The sequence below is a fragment of the Pedobacter caeni genome (genome assembly GCF_900129215.1).
GTDB classification, from domain to species: domain Bacteria; phylum Bacteroidota; class Bacteroidia; order Sphingobacteriales; family Sphingobacteriaceae; genus Pedobacter; species Pedobacter caeni.
Genome location: NZ_FQUQ01000003.1, coordinates 347,937 through 364,396, shown reverse-complemented (window position 1 = coordinate 364,396; position 16,460 = coordinate 347,937). Strand labels below are relative to the sequence as shown.

The 16,460-nt window shown below is 41.5% G+C and carries 17 protein-coding genes; 5 read left to right on the top strand and 12 right to left on the bottom strand.

Annotated elements, in window-relative coordinates:
• The first annotated feature begins 6 nt into the window (after positions 1 to 6).
• The gene (locus BUC20_RS16155; protein ID WP_073232127.1) at positions 7 to 387 is read left to right on the top strand and encodes a VOC family protein; all 381 of its coding nucleotides are present in this window, start codon (positions 7 to 9) and stop codon (positions 385 to 387) included.
• On the opposite strand, the gene BUC20_RS16150 is transcribed toward BUC20_RS16155, so the two are convergent.
• Positions 384 to 2,024, bottom strand: coding sequence for an NAD+ synthase (locus tag BUC20_RS16150; protein ID WP_073232126.1), 1,641 nt, complete (start codon positions 2,022 to 2,024; stop codon positions 384 to 386). The genes BUC20_RS16155 and BUC20_RS16150 overlap by 4 nt on opposite strands.
• Positions 2,025 to 2,053: 29 nt before the next feature.
• A complete protein-coding gene (locus BUC20_RS16145) occupies positions 2,054 to 2,719 on the bottom strand; it encodes a porin family protein (RefSeq protein ID WP_073232125.1) in 666 nt (221 codons plus the stop codon).
• 56 nt (positions 2,720 to 2,775) lie between these two features.
• Here BUC20_RS16145 and gldB point away from each other — a divergent pair, with 56 nt between their 5' ends.
• Both gldB and BUC20_RS16135 read left to right on the top strand, forming a co-directional pair.
• Positions 2,776 to 3,888 carry a gliding motility lipoprotein GldB gene (gene gldB, locus BUC20_RS16140; RefSeq protein WP_084528960.1) on the top strand — a complete coding sequence of 371 codons (1,113 nt, stop codon included), beginning with the start codon at positions 2,776 to 2,778 and terminating at the stop codon, positions 3,886 to 3,888.
• A gap of 17 nt (positions 3,889 to 3,905) precedes the next feature.
• Positions 3,906 to 4,697: a patatin-like phospholipase family protein gene (locus tag BUC20_RS16135; protein WP_073232123.1), complete on the top strand. Its 792-nt coding sequence runs from the start codon at positions 3,906 to 3,908 to the stop codon at positions 4,695 to 4,697.
• On the opposite strand, the gene BUC20_RS16130 is transcribed toward BUC20_RS16135, so the two are convergent.
• The 7 genes from BUC20_RS16130 to BUC20_RS16100 all read right to left on the bottom strand — a co-directional run bounded on the left by BUC20_RS16130 (position 4,687) and on the right by BUC20_RS16100 (position 11,678).
• Complete coding sequence (locus BUC20_RS16130) at positions 4,687 to 5,403, bottom strand: 2-phosphosulfolactate phosphatase (protein WP_073232122.1); 717 nt, start codon at positions 5,401 to 5,403, stop codon at positions 4,687 to 4,689. The genes BUC20_RS16135 and BUC20_RS16130 overlap by 11 nt on opposite strands.
• A gap of 35 nt (positions 5,404 to 5,438) precedes the next feature.
• A complete protein-coding gene (gcvT, locus tag BUC20_RS16125; protein ID WP_073232121.1) occupies positions 5,439 to 6,518 on the bottom strand; it encodes a glycine cleavage system aminomethyltransferase GcvT in 1,080 nt (359 codons plus the stop codon).
• A gap of 123 nt (positions 6,519 to 6,641) precedes the next feature.
• On the bottom strand, positions 6,642 to 7,844 hold the full coding sequence (locus BUC20_RS16120; protein ID WP_073232120.1) for a glycosyltransferase: 1,203 nt from the start codon (positions 7,842 to 7,844) through the stop codon (positions 6,642 to 6,644).
• Between the two features lie 18 nt (positions 7,845 to 7,862).
• Positions 7,863 to 8,474 carry a ribonuclease HII gene (locus BUC20_RS16115; protein WP_073232119.1) on the bottom strand — a complete coding sequence of 204 codons (612 nt, stop codon included), beginning with the start codon at positions 8,472 to 8,474 and terminating at the stop codon, positions 7,863 to 7,865.
• A 24-nt stretch (positions 8,475 to 8,498) separates the two neighbouring features.
• Positions 8,499 to 9,587 carry an ABC transporter permease gene (locus BUC20_RS16110; protein ID WP_073232118.1) on the bottom strand — a complete coding sequence of 363 codons (1,089 nt, stop codon included), beginning with the start codon at positions 9,585 to 9,587 and terminating at the stop codon, positions 8,499 to 8,501.
• Positions 9,587 to 10,723, bottom strand: a complete 1,137-nt coding sequence (locus BUC20_RS16105) for a glycosyltransferase family 2 protein (protein WP_084528958.1) — start codon at positions 10,721 to 10,723, stop codon at positions 9,587 to 9,589. Before BUC20_RS16105 ends, BUC20_RS16110 begins: the two co-directional genes overlap by 1 nt.
• Positions 10,701 to 11,678 carry a hypothetical protein gene (locus tag BUC20_RS16100; RefSeq protein WP_073232696.1) on the bottom strand — a complete coding sequence of 326 codons (978 nt, stop codon included), beginning with the start codon at positions 11,676 to 11,678 and terminating at the stop codon, positions 10,701 to 10,703. The genes BUC20_RS16105 and BUC20_RS16100 overlap by 23 nt, the downstream gene beginning before the upstream one ends.
• A 43-nt stretch (positions 11,679 to 11,721) precedes the next feature.
• Between BUC20_RS16100 and ruvC the strand changes: the two genes are divergently transcribed.
• Complete coding sequence (gene ruvC, locus BUC20_RS16095; protein ID WP_073232117.1) at positions 11,722 to 12,285, top strand: crossover junction endodeoxyribonuclease RuvC; 564 nt, start codon at positions 11,722 to 11,724, stop codon at positions 12,283 to 12,285.
• A gap of 110 nt (positions 12,286 to 12,395) precedes the next feature.
• Here the strand turns inward: ruvC and BUC20_RS16090 are convergent, their stop codons facing one another.
• Both BUC20_RS16090 and BUC20_RS16085 read right to left on the bottom strand, forming a co-directional pair.
• Positions 12,396 to 13,250, bottom strand: a complete 855-nt coding sequence (locus BUC20_RS16090; protein WP_073232116.1) for a DUF4349 domain-containing protein — start codon at positions 13,248 to 13,250, stop codon at positions 12,396 to 12,398.
• A gap of 145 nt (positions 13,251 to 13,395) precedes the next feature.
• Positions 13,396 to 13,611, bottom strand: a complete 216-nt coding sequence (locus tag BUC20_RS16085; protein WP_073232115.1) for a hypothetical protein — start codon at positions 13,609 to 13,611, stop codon at positions 13,396 to 13,398.
• Between the two features lie 131 nt (positions 13,612 to 13,742).
• On the opposite strand from BUC20_RS16085, the gene BUC20_RS16080 reads away from it, so the two are divergent.
• A complete protein-coding gene (locus BUC20_RS16080; protein ID WP_073232114.1) occupies positions 13,743 to 15,377 on the top strand; it encodes a DUF4139 domain-containing protein in 1,635 nt (544 codons plus the stop codon).
• A 62-nt stretch (positions 15,378 to 15,439) separates the two neighbouring features.
• Here the strand turns inward: BUC20_RS16080 and BUC20_RS16075 are convergent, their stop codons facing one another.
• Positions 15,440 to 16,399 carry a glycosyl transferase family 90 gene (locus BUC20_RS16075; RefSeq protein WP_073232113.1) on the bottom strand — a complete coding sequence of 320 codons (960 nt, stop codon included), beginning with the start codon at positions 16,397 to 16,399 and terminating at the stop codon, positions 15,440 to 15,442.
• Positions 16,400 to 16,460 lie beyond the last annotated feature (61 nt).

Genomic DNA, 16,460 nt, shown 5'->3' with positions numbered 1-16,460 from the left:
AGCATCATGAATATTCCAAAACAACATCAGGCGGTAATGCCATACCTTATGCTGGAAGGCGCCCAAAAATTCACAGACTTTATTAAAGCGGTATTTAATGCAGAGATTACCCTTCAGCACCCACGTGCAGATCAGACCGGCTTACTCATGCATGGAGAAGCGCAGATCTCAGGTAGTACAATTATGTATTGCGATGCAGTGGAACCCTGGGGAACGGCAGTATCAAATCTGTTTGTCTATGTAGACAATGCAGACGAGAGTTTCCATAAAGCCATTGATGCAGGAGCTGCCATCGTGATGGAGTTATCCGATCAGGATTATGGACGTACCTGTGGCATTAAAGACACCACAGGTAACGTTTGGTGGATCACCTCAGTAAAATCTTAGGAAAGGTACTTTCCAACAATCGGCATCCTTCTGCCCATTCCAAATGCTTTGGGCGAAACCCTTAAGATCGGCGGAGTTTGATAACGTTTAAATTCCGCCGTATTTACCATCTTTATGATTCTTCGAACCAATGCCTCCTCATAGCCCTGTGCAATAATTGCAGAAGAACTTTGTTTCAGTTCAATGTATTGGAACAGGATTTTATCGAGAATATCGTAATCCGGAAGGGAATCGGAATCTTTTTGTCCTGGTCTTAACTCTGCAGAAGGTGGTTTGACAATGGAGTTTTCAGGAATCACAATTCCATCTTTATTGATATAGGCTGCCAGCTGATAAACCTGGGTTTTATACACATCCCCGATCACCCCTATTGCGCCACACATGTCTCCATATAAAGTCCCATAACCTACCGCACATTCACTTTTGTTGGAAGTATTCAATAAGATATAGCCGAATTTATTGGACATCGCCATCACAATGACCCCTCTGCACCTGGCCTGGATATTTTCTTCGGTCAGGTTAAAAGGCAATCCATTAAAAGCAGGGGCCATCATCTGATCAAAGGCATCTGCTGCCTCTTTGATCGGAATGATCTCATGTTTACAGCCAATGTTTTTGACCAGGTCCAGCGCGTCCTGTATAGAGTGATCTGAAGAGTATTTTGAAGGCATCAGTACCGCCATTACATTCTCCGGCCCTAAAGCACGACAAGCCAATGCGCATACAATGGCAGAATCTATTCCTCCGGAAAGACCTAATACCGCTTTGCTGAAACCCGATTTGGTAAAATAATCTTTGATGCCCAGAATCAGTGCTTCGTGGATCACTTCAATATCCGGAGCAGCCTGGTGTTCAACAGGCACATATCCTTTGAACTGATTGCCCTCCATTTCATAAACACGGAGTTCCTCCTTAAAGTAAGGCATTTCATCCAGCAGATTTCCATGTTTATCAAACACCATCGAGCCACCATCGAAGATGATCTCTGTCTGTGCACCAACCTGGTTCACATACAATAATGGCATTTTGTATTTCTTTGCATTGTCTGACAGCACCACTACCCTTTCGTCATCATGACAATAAGAAAAAGGCGAGGCTGCAATATTGATCATGATATCCGGCTTCTGACGGATCAGTTCATCCATTGGAGAGGAAGCGTATAAAGGATTGTTATTGATGTTCCAAAGGTCTTCACAAATGGTCAGAGCAATCTTCTGTCCTTTAAAGCTGATGCATTCAAAATGACTGGCAGGTTCAAAGTAACGGTATTCGTCAAACACATCATAGGTAGGCAATAAAGCCTTTTTTATGAGGTTTTTGATCTGTCCATCTTCAATAAAATAAGCCGCATTGTATAAATCTTTACCAGCAAGCACATCATTTTTTACAGGAAGGCCAATGATACATGCAATCCCCTGACAACTACAGGCAATTTCCTGTGCTGCAGTTTCGCACAATTCAATAAACTCATCAAACTCCAGAAAATCACGGGCCGGATAGCCGCAAACTGCAAGTTCTGCAAAGACCACCAGGTCTGCTCCCTTTGCTTTCGCCAGGTTGATGTTGTCGATTATTTTTTTGGTATTGTATTCAAAGTTCCCAATGTGATAATTGAGCTGGGCCAGTGCGATATTCATGTTTGTTTGCTTAGCTGATTCTAAATTTCTTAAAAGAAAAGACCAATATTCAGGCCAATAAAGTGGTTCTTGGCTTTTCTGTTGCCATCTTTCACAATATTGGTAAAGCCATTGTTAAAGGTCAGGCCGATGGCCAGGCTGGTGCGGTTGTCCAAATCATATTCGGCACCTCCGCCCACAATTAGTCCGGCACGGTAGAAGCGGGTATAATCGGAGATATTTTTTCCATCTTCGATCTTCTTTCCTGCCTGTTCTGCGTTCTGCTTAGCCCCGATATTGAAATCATTGGAAAGACCAAACTGTCCGTACCACCTTAAATCACCGATTTTATTGGTTTTTAGTTTTAGGGTTAAGGGAACTTCAACGTATTGAAGTCTGTATCTCAGTTCATAGTCTAAATTGCCCGCTCCTGCAGGATGAAAAGCTGAAGGATTGATTTCCGTGCTTTTTCCATTGATCGTCGTGATCGTTAATCCTGTGGCAAACGAATAGTTTTCCGCAAAATTAAAGTCGGCAAGCAGGCCATACGCAAAGCCCAATGCAACACCGTCATTCTTTCCTACATCAGGTTTTACCCATCCAAAAGTCGGATGTGCGGTTAAACCTAATCTAAAACCATAATATGGGGAACCTGCTTCTTGTGCAAAGAGCTGTCCGGTTAAAAGTAATAAGAGTAAAGTAAGGTATCTTTTCATTTTCGGGCAATAAGTTTATGCTAATTTCCTTTTGGATCTGTTTATATTTGCTATAAATGATATATAACGTAAAATACAGCCAAATCTATCTATTTTTTCTTTCTATACCTTCTTTTTTTTCATCAGGAGGCGGTAGCCAGCCTACAGTTAAAAGTATATCAAGGGGCTTTTTTCTCTTTCTGGTAGCTCCAGTGATGTTATTTTCCTGTAAGCAGGGCAGTAAACCAGATGTCAGCGATATCCAGCTGGAAATAAAGATCGCCCGCTTTGATCAGGATCTTTACAATGGAAAAACAAAAGACCTTGCTCAAACAGATCAAATGCTTCAGGGAAAATACGGTGCATTTTACAATGACTTTGTACACCGCATGGTCGGTGATCCGAGCTACAGCAATACGGAAATCCTTTCTACCTTATATAAAGATCAGGCTTATACTGATCTGAACCGCGAGACCGACAGCGTGTTTAAAGATATGGGAGGCATTGAAAAAGACCTGACACAAACCTTCAAATACGTAAAACATTACTATCCGAATGTAAAGGTTCCAAAGATGATTTCTTTTATCTCGGGGTTTGCTGTACAGACCCCTATTGGCGATGATTATATGGGCATCGGACTGGACATGTTCCTGGGGAAAAACAGCAAGTTCTATGGGGCCATTGTGCAGAGTGTACCGGCTTACCTTTCCCGTCGTTTCAGTCCGGAATATGTGGTTCCCAGGATTACCGAAACCTATGCCAGGGAAGAACTGCTCCCGGAGCGGGATGAAGACCGCACCTTACTATCCAAAATGATTCAGAACGGAAAAATCCTTTACTTTATGGATCAGGTGCTGGCAGATGAAGTACCGGACTCGGTTAAAATCGGCTATACAAAACCCCAGTTAGACTGGTGCAAAACCTATGAGAAAGACATCTGGGCATATTTACTTCAAAATAAGCTCTTGTTTGAAACCGATTATCAAAGAATCCAGGTATTCCTCGGCGAAGGCCCTTTTACCCCGGGGCTGGGAGAGAAAAACGAATCTGCACCTAAATTAGGGGTTTGGATGGGCTGGCAGATGGTGAGAAAATACATGCAGGAGAATAAGAACATCAGCCTTCAACAGCTGATGGCTGAAAAAGATCCTCAAAAAATCTTGAACATGTCAAAATATAAGCCTAAATAGCAAAAGAATATAACCTTATGACTAAAGTAGGAATCGTATTATCAGGTGGTGGCATTCGGGGAATCGCGCATTTGGGCGTTTTAAAAGCGTTCAAGAATGCAGGAATCACCTTTAGCCACATCAGTGGAACAAGTGCAGGCTCTATTGCAGGGGCTTTTTATGCTTCAGGAATTGATCCTGAAAAAGGGTTAGACATCTTTATCAAAGCGAAATTATTGCGCTTCATCAGACCTGCATTGGGTTCTTTAGGCCTGATCAACATTGAGCATGTAGAGGAGCTGTTGAAAGAACACCTTCCCGAAGACCGGATAGAAAATCTGAAAATACCGCTTACCATTGCAGCAACGAATTTCAGTGAAGGAAGAATCGTTTATTTTACGGAGGGGCCACTCATCAGGGCGGTACTTGCCTCCAGCTGTATTCCCGGAATATTCAAGCCCATTATGATCGAAAACCAGATGTTTGTAGATGGCGGGATTTTAAACAATTTCCCGATTGAACCCCTGTTAACCGATTGCGATTATATCATTGGCTCTTCCTGTAACCATTTAAATACGGTCGATAAGATCACCAATATTTCCTCATTGATGAAAAGAGCAGGGGTCATGTCGATCAACAAAGATATGGAACAGAAAGTGTCTTTCTGTAACGCTTTAGTCGAACCTAAAGGAATGGGTGACATCAGTACTTTCGATATGAAAAAGGCAGAAACCATTTACTGGCTGGCTTATGAGCAAACCTTAAAGACAATCAAATCCAACGAAAGTCTGCAGGAACTGATTACTGAGTTCGGAAAATCTAAGCTTTAATTGCAACGAGGGCATCTCCCGACAATACAGGGATGGCCTTGCAGATGTTGAGCTGAAGACAGAATTTCACATCTTCTTCGATGTTGAGTTCTGCCAGACGGTGGCTATGGGAAGATTTATGGAGGTAAGTCCGCAGGTCATCCTTAGCCAACAGGTATAAATCTTCTGCCGCAACACAGGAATCGTCAAAATGAGCAAAATCCTGACGTAGTTCATTAACCACTGCTCCTGCAAATAAAGTATCTTCCAGATTGAATTTATCCTTCCAGCCAGCGCATAACAACAAGACATTTTTGTTCTGGATGCGAAGCCAGTTACATAACGATTCCAGGTTCAGAAAAGAGCCGATCACGACCTGATGTGCCCTTGTTCTTGCCAGATGAAGGGCTTTGGTACCATTGGTAGTGGTTAGCACCACCGTTTTCCCGGCTACTTTTTCCGGAGTATAAGAAAATGGAGAATTGCCGAAGTCATAGCCTTCAACCACTTCTCCATTTCGTTCTGCTGCCAATAAAAAACCTTTATCTGCATAGCTCAGACAATCTTCTATCTGTGCGACAGGGATGATTGCACTGGCCCCGTTATCAATACCATAAACAATAGATGATGTTGCTCTTAAAATATCAATCACCACCACAATACTTTCTTCTATAGCATACAGATCAAGCAGTGCGGGCGTTAAACAAACTTCTATACTTTTTGGCATTGGCAATTTATGGGATGATAAAGGTGTTTTTTAGCTTATTTTGTAAAAGGGAATTTAACCACTTTCGCTTTAATTTTACTGTTACGGATATTGATGTAAATCTCAGTACCTTCTTTGGCTAAAGCTTTGTCAATGTATCCCATTCCGATTGCTTTTTGTAAGGATGGAGCCTGAGTACCTGAAGTTACCCTTCCGGTTACGTTGCCATCGATGTCTACGATTTCATAATCATGACGTGGAATACCTCTGTCGATCATTTCAAATCCAATCAGCTTACGTGCCACACCAGCTTCTTTCTGTGCAAGCAATGCTTCTGAATTGGTAAATTTCTTGCTGAACTTCGTGATCCATCCCAAACCGGCTTCGATTGGAGAAGTCGCATCATCAATGTCATTTCCGTATAAGCAGAAACCCATCTCTAAACGCAGGGTATCACGTGCACCCAGGCCGATTGGCTTAATGTTAAAAGGTTTACCCGCTTCAAAGATGGCATCCCAGATCACATCTGCATGTTCATTGTCAAAATAGATTTCAAAACCACCTGCACCGGTATAACCTGTAGCAGAAATCACTACATTTTCTATCCCTGCAAAAGTTCCTTTAACGAAGTTGTAATATTCCATAGAAGCCAGGTCAACTTCAGTTAAACTCTGAAGTGCTTCAGCAGCTTTAGGACCCTGGATTGCTAAAAGGGAAGTTTTATCAGAGATGTTGTGCATCTCTACATCTTTATCATTATATTTTTGGATCCAGTTCCAGTCTTTTTCAATGTTGGAAGCATTCACAACCAGCATGTAAGTTTTTTCGTCGATTCTGTACACCAATAAATCGTCTACGATACCACCATCTTCATTCGGCAGACAAGAATACTGAACTTTACCATCGTAAAGTTTCGAGGCATCATTACTGGTTACACGTTGAATTAAATCTAAAGCATTTTCGCCTTTCAGGATGAATTCACCCATATGGCTTACATCAAAAACGCCGACACCACCTCTTACGACCGCATGTTCTGCATTGATTCCTTCATACTGAACCGGCATGTTATATCCTGCGAAAGGCACCATTTTGGCACCTAATGAAATGTGTTTATCTGTTAATGCGGTATTCTTCATCAGTATATATTTGTTTTTTTATGGTTCAACTTGTTTTTTCGTAGTCCGTCTGTTTTAAAAACCATGATGCAGGAAATCATCCCGGATGCAGGCCTGTAAAACGTGGGCAAAAGTACATAAAAATTATACAGTAAGTAATTTTTGGTAGATATTCAACATTCTTTCTGCGATGAACCGGACATCATGATCACGTTCCACTGTTTTTCTTGCATTTTCTCCAATCTCGCGCCATTTTTTAGGATTGGTGATGCATTGCAGGATGGCTCTGTAGAACTCATCGGCAGTATCTGCAATCAGAATATCTTTTCCGTTTTCGCACTTGATCCCCTCGGCAGCCATGCTCGTGGCAATGATGCATTTTCTCATCGCCATGCCCTCAATGATCTTTACTCTCATTCCGCTTCCGGACAATAAAGGGACAATCATGATCGCTTTGGAATTGATAAACTCCACGGCATCAAAAACCTCTCCCTCTACCACCAGATTTTCGGAATCATACTCAAAAAACTGCTTCTGCATGTTTTTTCCCGCAATATAGAAACGCAGTTCACTATTGAGCTTCTCGATATCCGGCCAGATCTCATCCAGAAACCATTCCAGGCCTTCTTTATTTGGCCGCCAGTCCATTGCGCCCAAATGGAACAAAGTCGGGAAACTCGTCTTGGAGGGGTCAGTGATGTATTTCTCAAAATCGAGTGCTACCGGAAAAACTTCAAGTGGTGTTTTACAGCCAAACCTTAAAATACTTTGCCTGTCCTGCTCACTAATGGCAAAGACCTGATGAAAACGGTTGATCTGCTCTGTTTCATAGACCTTTAAACGACGTGCCAGGAATTGAAGGTAACTTCTTCTGGGGGTGAATTTCTCTGTGAGCGCAATCCGCTCCCAAACATCAAATTCAATATTATGTGCCCTGTAGATCACTTTTGCCTTGCTGTTCTCTTTCACCACATCCAGATAAGGCACTACAAAGAGTCCTTCAAACTGAATGATGTCGAAGTCATTTTCTTTTAAAATATCACCAAGTAATTTGGCCGCATCTTCATCAAAATAACGTGATACATTATAAGATTGATTAGAGAAAATGTTCAGCAGGGCTCCATAAACATTCACCTCAGTATCGAGGTTAAAAGAATGAAATTTGATCTGTTCAAACAAAGGATCATAGATGTCCTCTACATCTACCCGGTATTTATTGGGGTTAATACTGAACAAAGTAATCTCTACACCCAGTTTCAACAATCCTTTTATGGTATTATATACCACAATCGGATAGCCACTATTGGGCGGAAAAGGTATTCTGTTCGTGAGTATTAATGTTTTCAAATCACGTGAAAATACAAATTATCCTTCTATTTCGGAAAACAGGGCCAATTGAGGTTGTGTAATTGTGAAAGTTTTACGGTGATATGGCGATAATCCATGCTTTAAAGCTGCGTTTCTATGGTCTATAGTTGGATATCCTTTATTTTTCTTCCATTGGTAAACAGGATACTCCTCCGCAATGCCCGTCATGTACTCATCACGATGGGTTTTTGCCAGGATAGAGGCAGCAGCAATGTTCAGGTATTTTCCGTCTCCTTTAACGATGCAGGAATGAGGGATCTCCGGATAGGCCTTGAAGCGGTTCCCGTCAATGCTCAGGAACTGGGGTTTCACACTCAGTTTTTCTATCGCTCTATGCATCGCTAAAAAAGAAGCATTTAAGATATTGATCTTATCAATTTCAAGATGGTCAACTTCGGCTACTGCCCAGGCGATGGCTTCTTTCTCGATGATCAGTCTTAAGGCATCACGCTGTTTATGGTTCAGTTTCTTTGAATCTGTCAGCACTCCGGCAATAAAATCCGGGGGAAGGATCACAGCGGCAGCAAATACAGGTCCGGCCAGGCATCCCCTGCCGGCTTCATCGCAGCCCGCCTCAATTAATTCACTCTGGTAACTATTTAACAGCATATTGCAATTTAAAAAAATTCAAAATTAAACGGATATATTTTGTGATTTCACATCAAAAGCATCCCTAAGTCCGATGGCCAGTAAGTTGAAAGCGTATACCGTGATCATAATGGCCAGTCCCGGTAAAATGGCCAGGTATGCGGCATCCATAATGATATAGCCATAATGCTCCTTGATCATACCGCCCCAGCTTGGCATCGGTGGCTGTGCTCCAAAACCTAAAAAGCTCAGTCCTGTTTCCAGAAGAATGGCAGAAGCAAAGTTGGCAGAAGCGACAACCAGGATCGGGCCGGCAATATTAGGCAAAATATGTTTAATGATCGTTCTGGACGTAGAGAAGCCCAATGCCTTGGAAGCCTCCACAAATTCTACTTGTTTTAAAGCCATAACCTGTCCCCTCACCAATCTGGAAACATCTACCCAGGTAGATAAACCAACGGCAATAAAGATTTGCCAGAATCCTTTCCCCAGGGCAAATGAGATGGCAATCACCAGTAAAAGAGAGGGCAGAGACCAAATGACATTCATAAACCAGCTGATCGCTGCGTCAATTTGCCCCCCAAAATAACCCGCAACGGCACCTAAACTAAGGCCTATAAAAAGAGAAATGAGTACCGCCATCAGGCCAACGGATAAAGATACCCGAATCCCCAGGATTAACCTGCTCAGCAAGTCTCTTCCATAAATATCGGTTCCCAGCCAGAAAGTTTGCTGAAACCTGTTTTCTTTAAGTAATGGATATACCGATTCTTCCGACTGCTCGTCATCCCCAAGATATTCCCTTGCATAGACCTTGTTTCCTTCCTCACGATAACTGGTAACCGGAATACTTTTGATATCTGAGGCTTGCCCGAACAACATCAGTTCCAGTAAATTTACCTTTTTAATGTGCTGATGCCTGTGGATCACCAGAAAGTCGAACGTCCTTCCAGGCTTCTTATTGCTCAGCTGTAAATGCATGGTATTCGCATGAGGTGTCTGGTCCGGAGTGATCAGGTAGCCCAGGATCCCAAGTACAACCATCAGCAGAATAAACAACAGCCCAGCGAAAGCCATCTTATTTTTCCTGAATCGCTTCCATACTTTTCTTGAAGGGCTATTATTGATTTCCATTATTTCACCATTCTGTCTTTCCAGTTGTATTTCCCTGAGTTTCCGGCAATGCCGATATATACGATATAAACAATGTGCATCAGGTTGAGCAGCGGCAATAAAACAAGTAATTTCCTTCTTTTTGCAAAACCTGTGACATCGTATAAAAATAACAATTCTACGATGATTTTGACCAGCAATTGCCCTAAAGCCAGCTGCAGAAAAAATCCATTAAATAAGCCGATAGCAATGTTCAACAGGATACTCACATTAAAGAGCCAGATGCCAACACCCAATACGATAATCGACTTGTTCTTATATCGTGTACTTTTCGAAGCCCAGCGTTTCCGTTGCTGGATAAATTCGCCCAGCGTAGGTTTTGCATGGGTAAACACAACTGCATCATGGTGTTTTAAAAACCCTATATTATTGTCAAAACGTGCCGCGATCTTATGCAACAGCAATTCGTCATCTCCGGAAGCCAAATCATCAATCCCCTTAAAGCCACCAACCTCATAAAAAGCAGCTTTTTCATAGGCAAGATTAGCCCCGTTACAGGTGGATGGTTTCTTATTTCCTATCGTGGAGGCCCCAAGACCAATCAGATATAAAAATTCCAATGCCTGTGCCCGTTCAAAAAAGCTCTTTTCTTCAAAATAAGCCACAGGCGATGAGATCATTTTATATTGTTTCTCTTCATAAAAACCAACAATTGTTTTAAGCCAGTCTTTTCCCATCCGGCAATCTGCATCGGTTGTGATGATCAGGTCTCCTGTAGATTCCCCTATTGCTGTCTGTATGGCTTTTTTCTTATAAGAATTGAGTGCCCGATCTTCATTAAGCTGGATCAGCTTCACTCCTTTTGAGGCATAGGAAGCAATGATTTTTGCCGTATCATCCGTAGAGTGATCGTCAATAAAAATGATTTCCGTTAATGCAGGATCGTAGCTCTGCGCGCACAGGTCGTCCAGTGTTTTTGAAATATTGGCCGCTTCATTGCGTGCAGCAACCAGAATAGAAACCTTAGTTTTAAAGGCAGGTTGTGTGGGCTGATAATAGGTTAGTTTGTGCCAGCCTCTGATAAAAGCCACCACCACCAGGACGTACAAGACCGTTAAAAAAGAGGTGATATAGCTAGCTACGCTGATGATTTCCAAAAAAGTTAAGTTTAAATACGAAATAAGTGCCTAATATAGCAGGAATAATAATATTTATCAGCCAGATGCTGGCAGTACAAGCAATCACCGCGACTTCCTGATCGGTGATCGAGCTGAAAAAATAGGAAGCAGTAGCCGTTCTCACCCCGATGTCAAACAGATCCAGGGAAGGGAGGGTCGATTGTACAAAGAAGAGGATACTCACCATCATCAGAATTTCCAGATAATGCAGGTTAGGGATCAGCCAGAAGAATAAAATAAAATACTGGGTACTGAAAACGAGGTATCTGGAGAAACAAAGTAACAATATTTTTAGCAGTTCTTTCTTTTGGTACCTGGCCAGGATATTATAGAATTTCTTATACTTTCTGGTAAAGCGCATAGAAAGCAGCAGCCCGTTTAACCATTTGATATTAAAATAAAATATGATAAAGAACAGACAGAAGATCAGGGCCAGAAATACCAATCCATAAAAAAGCAAGGGATCAATGTTTACGAAACGATAGATAAAAACACAAAAAGCAATGGCACCAAAAACATTGGTCAGTACCATCTGACCGATATTTCCAACCGCCATAGCCACTACCCCTATGATCCTTCTTTTTGGAGAAAGGAAGAATACCCTTCCGCCGTACTCTCCGATCCTGTTGGGGGTGAATACCGCCCATGTGAGCCCACAGAACACAGAAGCGACAGACTTCCACAAACTGATCCGCTCTACACTTGCTATTAATCTTTTCCACTTGACCGCTTCCAGGCCCCAGTTGACCAGCATCAGGAACAAGACGAAGCCCAATACACAAAAAATCTCCCATTGAGGGATCTGTGTCAACAGGTTTTTGAAGTCCTTTAAGTTTTTATTCGCAGTCAGTTTACTATAAACAAACCAAAATGCGAAAAAAACAATTCCGGCTTTAAGAAGATATGAAATTACTTTTTTGTACTGTGAAGTCAACTTTTTTGCTTTTACTATCTGCAAATATGCTTAATATTGTTTTATGTTGGTGGAAAAAAAGGAAAGGGTGATCATGGGAATTGATCCGGGCACTTCGATTATGGGTTATGGTGTGATATTGGAAAAGGGCAGTAAAATCGAAATGATTACCATGGGGATTGTCCGTATGGATCATTTAGACGATCATTTTTTAAAGCTACAGCGGATTTTTGAAAAGACAGTGGTGCTGATAGACCAATATAAACCGGATACGATGGCACTCGAGGCCCCCTTTTATGGGAAAAATATCCAGGTGATGTTAAAGTTAGGCCGTGCACAGGGTGTAGCCATGGCAGCCGCATTATCCAGAAATATTCCGATCACGGAATATGCTCCCCGCAAGATCAAACAATCCATTACCGGAAACGGAAGCTCAGGAAAGGAACAAGTGGCAGCAATGTTGCAAAGGTTGTTGAACTTTAAAGAGACTCCGGAGTTTCTCGATGCGACGGATGGTTTAGCCGTTGCAGTTTGTCATTCTTTTCAGCGGGTCAGCACCTCAGGTTCCGGGAAGTCTTATTCCGGATGGGAGGCTTTTGCCAAAGACAATAAAAAACGTTTAAAATAAAAAAAGCCCTCAAAAAGTGTCTTACTTTTTGGGGGCTGTGCAGTCTAACATTTTGGGCAATCAATTTGGAGGCTTTCCAAATCAGGAACGGATGATTTTCCGCTCAGCGCTTATTGTCCCAGGGTTAACTTCCTTCTTTTGCGGTAGTACCTGAATGTAAAATACCCTGCCAGCGCGACTAAAATCAGCATCCACAAGTTGGCCAGCACCAATACAAACTCTTTAAAGATGACCCATCCATTCTGAATGTTCAGCCCTAATCTTCTGAAAAATCCAGGGCGGTAATCGGATAAGTTATCATTCCCAACCACCAATTTAGACACCGTATTGTCCTGATAAAAATTCAGTGTAATGTCACTATACTTTACCCTGGAATCTATACTCATGTTTTCAATCTTCTTATCGATATAATCATCTTTTACATTCAATGCCGTCTCCACATTATTGCTTTTCTTATTGGCATGTTTGTTTAGTTGTGCAACTGCTTCAACGCGGTTTTGGTTTTTCAACTTATTAGACAGGTAGGAAATGCTTTGGTCGTCCAGTTTCATCGACTGCTGGTCAACAAACACGGCCATTCCGGCTACTTTATTGGTAAAGGCATCCAGTTTCTCGGATGGAACTTTAGCCACGACCGAACCTTCCACGCGATAAGAAGTCAGCTCCAGTAAAGAATCCGCAGAATAGCCAACTTTTTCTGAACGTTCTACGCTACTCTGGATAGAAAACTCCCAAAGCGTCCCTCCTTCAGATTTGATCAGTTCTCCCAGTTTCTCCTTGGTACGCTGTACATCTTTGACCCTGAAACGCATATCAGCGGTCTTGATGATCTTCTCTACCATGGCAGAATCAGTTACTTCCAAAGAAGCCGCTGTCTGGTCCGCACTTTCGTTATGAGATTTATTTTGTTGATTGCAGGCGGAAACAGCTATTGCAAAGATACAATAGATTAAATATTTTTTCATAATATTAATCAGTTAGGTTTTTCTCTTAATACCAGATCTTGAATAAGGTAACCTATGAAAAAGAAATTAACGAAAATATGGCTCAATAAAAAGTCCCCATGCGCTTTTGCACATGAGGACTTTTTAAGAAGATACTGCCTGAGAACTAAGCAGCTAATATTTTGAATACGCCTTTACAAGCGATAAAAGATCCGATAAATAAAATTGCCCAGGATACGATCGATAAAGTCATAGAATCTCCAGCAAAACGCAAATAAACGCCTACAATGCTAATAATAATTCCTACAGTCATCAATTTATAGATGGATACCTCATTAGCTCTTTTCATGCTATCTGTATTGTGCTTTGGTGTCTGTTCCATAGTGTTTTTAATTTATGGCACAAAAATAATATTAATTAAACAAAAAGCGCTATAACAGCGGTATAAATTTCAGTCAAATTCCAACTTATGGATTATCTTTAATTATTGCATCCTAATAAAAACATCATCAAATGAAAAGAATCTATTTAATTCTCCTGACAACATTCAGCATTACTTATAGCTATGCACAATCTCCCCGCTCCTTTAACAGTCAGCTGGAATCCGTTACGGTTTACAGTTTGGGTGCAGAACTCAACCATAAAGCAAGAGTAAGTCTGCCTGCCGGCACCAGTGAAATCATCCTGAACAATATGGCCAATGCCATTGACGAGAGCAGCATTCAGGTTGGTGTGCCATCGAGTGTCACTATTTTATCTACCAGTTTTTCCAGAGATTTCTTAAAAAACGAAAACAAAAGTCCGGCTTACATCAAAGTGGAAGACAGTTTACAAATCGTAAAAAGAGAATTAAACAAAGTGCAAAACAAGCGGATTGTAGAAGAGAATCTACTCGTTTTGCTGGACAAAAACCAGGCAATTGGCGGTGTGAATACTGGCGTAAACGTGACAGAGCTGATGAAAGTTGCTGACTACTATAAAAGCAAACAACTGGAATTAAGGAACAACATTTTCAGTTTAAAAGAAGCTGAGGACATTCAGCAAAAGAAAATTGCCAGAATGCAACAGCAATTACAGGAATTGAGTCATGACAAAACCGGCACCACTGGTCAGATCGTGTTGCAGGTAATGGCTACAGAAGCCAGCACTGCAGACTTTAACATCAGTTATCTGAGTCCTAATGCCGCCTGGATCGCTTTCTATGACCTGCGCGCTGAAAACACTTCATCTCCGTTGAAAATTGTTTACAAAGCCAATGTAACGCAATCTACCGGGCTGGACTGGAAGAAAGTAAAACTTAGTCTTTCGACCGGAAATCCATCTCAAAACGGAACGGCTCCTTTATTGTCGGCATGGTTCCTTCAATTTGGAGATCCGCAATATGCTTACATCAATAAGAAACAGGCTTATCAGAACAGAATTCAGACCATGGAAACCCGTGCGCCAATGAACGACGAAAAGGTGCTGGCTGAAGCAGTCATAGCCAGACCGCTTCAGGGGCAGATTGCAGGAGTTGCAATGACCCAGAATGAGAATATGTTAAACGCCTCTTTTGACATTGAAATTCCTTATGATATCGCTTCTAACAGCAAACCGCATAGCGTGACGCTGAAAGAATTCAGTCAGCCTGCGAATTTCAAATACTATAGCGTCCCTAAGGTGGACGGTGACGCATTTTTAATGGCGGAGATCACGAATTACGACAAATTGAACCTCTTACCAGGCGAAGCCAATATCATCTTTGAGAACAGCTATGTGGGCAAATCTTTCATTAACCCGAATGCCACAACAGATACGTTGAACTTAAGTATGGGAAGAGATAAAAAAATCACCATTAAAAGAGAAAAAATAGCAGAGCAAACAGGCGTTAAATTTATCGGAAGCAGCAAGAAGCAAACCTTTACTTATGAGATCAGATTGCGTAACGGAAAGAAAGAAGCGGTCAACCTGTTACTTAAAGATCAATATCCGGTATCTACTGATAAAGATATGGAAGTCGAACTCCTCGCTGCAGATGGCGCTGCCATTAACAAAGAAACAGGAGTGCTGACCTGGAAACTAAGCCTGAAAGCAGGGGCAACAGAAACCATCAGGATCAGTTATTCTGTGAAATATCCTAAGGACAAGAACATTCTGAACTTACAGTAACAGGTACTTACAAAAGATCAGGCAGCAGAATGGAGCACCTTCTGCTGCCCTGATTTAACCAGTTAATACTGGGAAGTCAGACGGAAATACTTATCCAGAACCAATAAAGAGATCAGGTCTTCCTTCTCTTTATTTTGAAATTTCCGAACAAATGCGTTTGCATTGGCAGCGATTTCCTTTGCCTTTTCCGGATGGGTAATGTAGTAGTCCAGCACCTCCATCAGGTTAGAATAATCATCGGCAATCTGTATGTAATGAACGTTAGGTTCCAAAGTACCTTCCATAAACCAGGTTTCGTACTTTGGCTTCGGCATTACGGCAACTGAGTTCGAAGACATAATCCATTTTAGATTGGTAGCCACATCATAACCTTCCAGACTCAGAATAAATTTGTATTTGAGGTGGTCATACATGGAGATTTTGGGCTTGATCCAGTCCGGGTTTCCCCCTGATACATTTGTTTGTCCCAAATCCAGCCCTGCTCCACCAAAGTATTTATTCATAAAGTCGATCCTATGGGCTTGCACGATGGCACCACGACCAATTAACATGTCTTTCTTATTTTCAAAAGAGATGGGATCATCTACAAAGAAGAAATGTCTTTTTCTGTCCAGATTTAATAAAATCCCATTCGCGTTATCTGAAGCAATAGGTCTTGATTTCTGGAATGACGGCTCGGATGCCACATGAACCACATCACCAAATATAAAATCGGCTTTAAAATGTTTCGGAAAATACCTCGCATATGCCAGCGTATCGATTTTATAGGCATTGGCAGATTTAATAAGTTTTACTTCATCCAGTCTGGTGCTGCCGGGAGCGAATTGCAAAGACTCATCCAGTTGATTATAATACCTAACCCGCTCTAATATTTCATCCGTACTGAACTTCTCAATTGACTTAAGCTTTACTGCCAATCTCTCTTCAAAGACCTTTTTCGGGACTGCCTGCTTAAGCAGATTTTTAATATAATAGGGTAATTTGTTTCTTTTTAATTCAATTTTAAGCGACGCTAAATTCATATAATTGGCATTTTCAATTTAAATCAATGAAAACAATTTACTGGACAAAATTAGTGATATT